Raw genomic sequence first — 6,300 nt, 5'->3', positions numbered from 1 at the left:
GCCTTGCAGTACTATTTTAGAGAGAGGCAATCGCTGATCGTCCCACATCCAAGTCAGTGTGGTATAGAAAAGAAATCCAATGAATAGCAATACCATGACAAAAAAAGACCCGCCTAAGGCGTGTTTCTTGAGCGACGGTAAACTGAATAGGTGGCGGTTTTCGCTAAAAGTACTTTCTACCAAAGCCCGCATTCCCTGTCGTTGGTTCGCAATTCTATTCCCTATCTTCGTAATAGAGGTAAAAGCACTTACTTTAACCTATGAATTATACTGAGCAAAATTAAACTATCAAACGTTGATAATAAGATTTTTGGTCAATTTTAGGTCAATCGCAAGAAGTGAGCGATTGACCACAGTCTGTAGACAGTATTCTGTTACGCGTTCTGCATCTTATTAATGTCTAACTGCAATGATTCCAACAGCTTCGCTACTCGGCCAACATCGCCCGCACCCTGCGTTAAAACAAGGTCACCACCTTGAATTACGTTGGCTAAAGCCGATGGCAGTGCGTTGATATCGGCAACAAAAATTGGATCTATCTTACCACGCCCGCGAATAGTTCGACTTAATGAACGCCCATCAGCCCCTGCAATTGGTTTCTCACCTGCAGAATAAACATCTAATAGAATAAGTACATCAACTTGCTCAAGAACATTCGCAAAATCGTCATATAGATCACGAGTACGGCTGTAACGGTGCGGTTGGAAGATCATAACAAGACGCTTATCAGTCCAACCACTTCGTGCTGCTTGAATGGTTACGTCCACTTCGGTTGGGTGATGACCGTAATCATCAACCAGCATTGCAACGCCTTTACCTGTTTCGTACTCACCTAGATGATCGAAACGACGACCCGTGCCTTCGGTTCCCGCCATCGCTTTTAGAATCGCTTCATCGCTGATGTCATCTTCTGTTGCAACAGCAATCGCAGCGGATGCATTCAATGCATTGTGACGACCCGGAATGTTTAGCGTAATATCAAGGTTAGCTTTACCTTCACGTACCACCGTGAATTTGCCTTGCTGACCTTCTTGTACGTAGTTTTCAATACGGATATCAGCATCTTCTGAGAAGCCGTAAGTAATCACTTGGCGGCTAACCTGAGGTATAAGCTCACGCACTACAGGATCATCAACACACATCACAGCCTGGCCGTAGAATGGCAGGTTATGTAAGAAATCAATAAACGTCTGCTTCAGCGTTTCAAAATCGCCGCCGTAAGTATCCATATGATCCGCTTCGATGTTAGTGACGATACTAACCATTGGTTGCAGATGTAAGAATGAAGCATCACTCTCATCGGCTTCAGCGATAAGAATACGGCTTGAACCTAAACGTGCGTTAGTGCCGGCACTTTTCACCAAACCACCGTTTACAAAGGTTGGATCTAGGTCTGCTTCCGAGTAAATCTGTGTCACTAGCGCAGTCGTGGTTGTTTTACCGTGCGTACCTGCCACAGCAATACCGTGACGAAAACGCATCAGCTCAGCCAGCATTTCTGCACGACGAACGATCGGTGTGCGCGCTTCACGAGCTGCAATAATTTCTGGGTTTTCTTCGTTGATAGCGGTTGAAACCACCACCACACTTGCGTCGGCAACGTTACTCGCTTGGTGACCAACGTAAACAGTAGCCCCCTTGCTAACTAAGCGTTCTGTCACTGGGTTTTGAGCAATATCAGAACCTGTGATCTGGTAGCCTTCATTAAGCAAGACTTCAGCAATCCCGCTCATTCCGGCACCACCAATACCAATGAAGTGGATAGATTTAACACGGCGCATCTCTGGCACCATTGCACGGATTTGCGCTAAGTCTTGGGTATGTTCAATCGTCATCAATTCAATCTCATTATTTTGCTAAAGCTTTGATCGCTTCAGCGACAGTCACATCAGCATCAAGCTTGGCGGCTTGACGAGCTTTTGTTGCCATCATTTTTAATTCATTTCTATCAAGCTGCGCGATAGTGTTCGCGAGCTTATCAGCCGTTAGTTGAGGCTGTTCAATCATTAACGCCGCGCCACATTCGACTAAATGATCGGCATTCAACGCTTGTTGTCTGTCTTTGTGCATAAACGGAACGAAAATAGAACCTACACCAGCAGCAGACACTTCAGATACGGTTAATGCACCAGAGCGACACACTAATAGATCTGCCCACTCATAAGCTTGCGCCACATCATCAATAAATTCAGTCACTTGAACATTATCTACAGAATGTGATTTGTATTGTTCAATCACTTGCTGTTGATTGTTCTTACCTGCTTGATGCACCACAGTGAAGCCTTCACCAAGCTGCGCCATCGTTACTGGCAAGGTATCGTTCAGGATTTTTGCGCCCTGGCTACCGCCCATAACCAAGATGCGGATGTCACCATCACGCTCAGCCATGCGTTGCTCGGGGTCAGCTAAGGCAACAACATCTTCGCGTACCGGGTTACCCACCACTTCTACGGTAGGAAACGCACCAGTAAAAGCTTGGAAAACCTTTTTAGCAATCTTAGACAGCCATTGGTTGGTTAAACCTGCCACTGCATTTTGTTCATGTAGAACCACTGGAATACCAGATAACCAAGCCGCGATACCACCCGGGCCACTGACGTAACCACCCATGCCAAGCACCACATCAGGTTGCCATGCTTTAATATGTCGTCTGGCTTGAAGTATGGCATTAATAATCTGGAACGGCGCTTTAATTAGCTTGCTAATGCCTTGACCACGCAGGCCTTTCACCTTAATGAAGTCGATCTCAATACCATGCTTTGGCACCAGTTCCGCTTCCATTCGGTCCGCAGTTCCTAACCAGCGAATTTCCCAACCTTGTTGCTGAAGCTTTTTCGCCACCGCTAATCCAGGGAAAACGTGACCGCCAGTACCACCAGCCATCACTAAAAGTTTTTTGTTCTGTTTCATAACGTTAGATTCTTATTCTACTAATTCGTTTTGATTGTCGGCTTGTTCTTTTTGTTGCACTCGGCATTCATGATCGATACGCAGCAGCATAGAAACCGCAACTGACATCACGATAAGGCTTGAACCACCGTAACTGATCAGCGGTAAGGTTAGACCTTTGGTCGGAACAATACCTGAAGCGGCACCGACATTAACAAGCGTCTGAAAAGCAAACCAAATACCAATGCCAAACGCCAGATAACCGCTGAACACTTGGTCGTTTTCGAAAGCTTTTTTGCCAATAAAAATAGCTTTAAAAACCAAGCTAAAGATCAGCATCAACACTAAGGTTACGCCAACAAAACCCAACTCTTCTGCCAGTACAGCAAAAACAAAATCGGTGTGTGCTTCAGGTAGGTACTCGAGTTTTTGAATTGAATTACCAAGCCCTTGTCCCATCCAATCACCACGACCGAACGCCATCAATGATTGAGTTAGCTGATAACCACTACCAAACGGGTCACTCCAAGGTTCCCAGAATGACGTAACACGTCGAACACGATAAGGCTCAATAACAATCAATCCCACAACGGCAGCAATACCTGCCACCATTAAGGCTATAAATTGTGACAGCTTAGCACCTGCGATAAATAACATGCCAAACAATGTAACCAACATTACGACAACGGTACCCAAATCGGGCTGGCCAAGTAGCAACACCGCAAAGGCACCGAACACCATGATCGGTTTACCAAAACCACCGAAGAAGGTTTTTCTCACTTCATCCTGTTTACGAACCAAATAGCCCGCCATAAAGATAAACAGAGATAACTTAGCGACTTCAGCAGGTTGTAAGTTAAACAGCCCGAGAGGAATCCAACGTGAGGCACCGTTAACCGACTTACCGACGGCTAACACCACCACTAGCAAAAAGAAGGATAAGCCCAATAGGTACATACTGTATTGAAACCAGCGTTTCATCGGGATTTGTAATATTACGCTGGATACACCTAACGCTAACACCAGGAAAATGGCGTGGCGGAACATGAAGTGAAACGGCTGATCGGTTAAACGAGCACTGATTGGGAACGAAGCCGACGTTACCATTACCAAGCCCGTCAGCATCAGTCCAAGAGCAATCCATACCAACTGACGATCGTAGAGCGCCTCTGGTGTGGCACGGTTAAGCCATTGCCAAATAGATTGATTAATCTCTTTCACTCTTTGCACTGAATGTTAGTCCTTCAACACGTTAGGCATACTCATGAGCAAGTTCAGTGAACGCATCACCTCTCGCCATGAAGTTATTAAATTGATCGAAGCTTGCACATGCAGGAGACAACATCACCATGTCACCCGACACCAATTGTGCAGAGATACTCTCGATAATGTCACGCATGGAATCAAACGTCTTAGCCGATGGATGTAATGGCATAAATTGCGCAGCATCTTCACCGAAGCAACACAGTTGTACGCGGTCTAGTTGCGCCAACACGGGGTTAAGCTCGCTAAAGTCAGCACCTTTGCCCACACCTCCGACTAAGAGATACAAAGTACCTTGGTATTCTAATCCCGACAGAGCCGCTAATGTACTGGCTACGTTGGTCGCTTTCGAGTCGTTAACCCATTTAATTTCGCGTTTGTCAGCCACTACTTGGCAACGATGCGTCAAACCATTGTAGGCTTTCAAAGCTTCAAGACTTTTGCTGTAATCGATACCGACTTGCTTAAGCAGTGCTAAAGAGACTAAAGCATTCGCCACATTATGACGTCCAACCAATGTTAAATCTTGGCTAGGAAGTACAGGCTTGCCGTTGTCTATTAGCCATTCGATACCATCAATCGTCGCTACACCAAACTCTTGGTCATCAAGTCCAAATGTCACCAATGACATCGTTTGATCAGGATAAGTCTCTTTGTCTTCGCGGTTTACGATCGCACACTGAGCGTTATTAAAAATTCTCAATTTAGCGTCACGGTAATCGGCCATGCCTTGATAGCGATCCATATGATCTTCTGACAGGTTCAAAAAGGCCGCTGCTGCAAGGTTTAGACTGAACGTTGTCTCTAGCTGAAAGCTTGAAAGCTCAAGGACATATAAATCGGCATCAAGCTCAAGAAGATCCAAGGCAGGAATACCGATGTTGCCACCAACGCCAACGTTAAGACCAGCAGCTTTAGCAAGCACACCCGTTAGATCGGTCACCGTACTCTTGCCATTGGAGCCTGTTATTGCCACGACGGGTTTGTCTACCGCCCAACCAAAAAGTTCAATATCGCCAACAACCGGAATACCCGCTTGAATAACATCTTGTATTTCTGGGGTCGCTAAGGCGATACCTGGGTTAGCAACCACTAAATCAGCTTCCGCTAACCATTGGCTATTCCAACTTCCAGAATGCAGCTCTACCGATTCAGGCAAAGATTCTTTTCCTGGTGGTAGCTCTCGCGTATCAATTACCTTCACATGCGTATGAGGTTGATATTTTACGAGATGTTTAACGACAGAGAGCCCGGTAATACCGAGCCCCACAACCACTACATTTTGAATATTTTGCCAATGTTCCATTTAAACAAGATGCTCTTAATAGTTTTAAAGAGCCTCTCATTAAGAGGCTCAGATAGGATTAACGAACTTTCAGCGTTGCTAAGCCAACCAGTACTAATACCATTGAAATGATCCAAAAACGCACGATGACACGTGGCTCCGGCCAACCTTTCAGTTCATAGTGGTGGTGAATTGGTGCCATGCGGAAAATACGCTGACCGCGCAATTTGTAAGAGCCAACTTGCAGTATCACTGACAAGGTCTCCATTACAAACACACCGCCCATGATAACCAATACCAACTCTTGGCGAACTAACACAGCGATCACACCCAGAGCACCACCAAGCGCTAGCGAGCCAACATCGCCCATGAATACTTGTGCAGGATAAGTGTTGAACCATAGAAAACCAAGTCCAGCACCTACGATAGCAGTACATACCACAACCAGCTCGGAGGTGTATGGGATGTATGGAATGTGTAAGTATGACGCAAAGTTAACGTTACCGGTCGCCCAAGCAATTACAGCAAAACCAGCCGCAACCATAACCGTTGGCATAATGGCCAAGCCGTCTAGGCCGTCTGTTAGGTTTACCGCGTTACTGGTTCCCACAATAACAAAGTAAGTTAGTACGATATACAGTAAACCAAGTTGTGGCATCACATCTTTAAAGAAAGGAACAACCAATTGAGTTGCTGCAGTATCGTGCCCGTGAGCATACAGAGCAAACGCCACGACTAACGCAATTGCTGATTGCCAGAAGTACTTCCAGCGAGCGATCAAACCATCGGTGTTCTTACGAACGACTTTACGGTAGTCATCAACAAAGCCAACCGCGCCATAACCAGCAAGTACAACTAATACC

The 6,300-nt window shown here is 45.8% G+C and carries 5 protein-coding genes and 1 pseudogene; all 6 read right to left on the bottom strand.

The genetic code is table 11. The features are described from left to right. Positions 1-183, bottom strand: a pseudogene (locus AB4653_RS19375) (cell division protein); the annotation flags it as partial. Positions 184-374: 191 nt separating this feature from the next. Next, the gene (murC, locus tag AB4653_RS19370) at positions 375-1,835 is read right to left on the bottom strand and encodes a UDP-N-acetylmuramate--L-alanine ligase (protein ID WP_009848958.1); all 1,461 of its coding nucleotides are present in this window, start codon (positions 1,833-1,835) and stop codon (positions 375-377) included. A 13-nt stretch (positions 1,836-1,848) separates the two neighbouring features. Continuing rightward, positions 1,849-2,910, bottom strand: a complete 1,062-nt coding sequence (gene murG, locus AB4653_RS19365) for an undecaprenyldiphospho-muramoylpentapeptide beta-N-acetylglucosaminyltransferase (RefSeq protein ID WP_009848957.1) — start codon at positions 2,908-2,910, stop codon at positions 1,849-1,851. Positions 2,911-2,922: 12 nt separating this feature from the next. Next, positions 2,923-4,119, bottom strand: a complete 1,197-nt coding sequence (ftsW, locus tag AB4653_RS19360) for a cell division protein FtsW (protein ID WP_009848956.1) — start codon at positions 4,117-4,119, stop codon at positions 2,923-2,925. Between the two features lie 22 nt (positions 4,120-4,141). After that, positions 4,142-5,458, bottom strand: a complete 1,317-nt coding sequence (gene murD, locus AB4653_RS19355; protein ID WP_009848955.1) for a UDP-N-acetylmuramoyl-L-alanine--D-glutamate ligase — start codon at positions 5,456-5,458, stop codon at positions 4,142-4,144. Positions 5,459-5,516: 58 nt separating this feature from the next. Beyond that, on the bottom strand, positions 5,517-6,300 hold a 784-nt coding region (gene mraY / locus AB4653_RS19350), incomplete at its 5' end, for a phospho-N-acetylmuramoyl-pentapeptide-transferase (protein WP_372105045.1).

This window comes from Vibrio sp. 10N.222.48.A3 (genome assembly GCF_041475345.1).
GTDB lineage: Bacteria > Pseudomonadota > Gammaproteobacteria > Enterobacterales > Vibrionaceae > Vibrio > Vibrio tasmaniensis_A.
The sequence above is the reverse complement of the archived record's forward strand: the minus strand, read 5'-3'. Positions and strand labels throughout refer to the sequence as shown.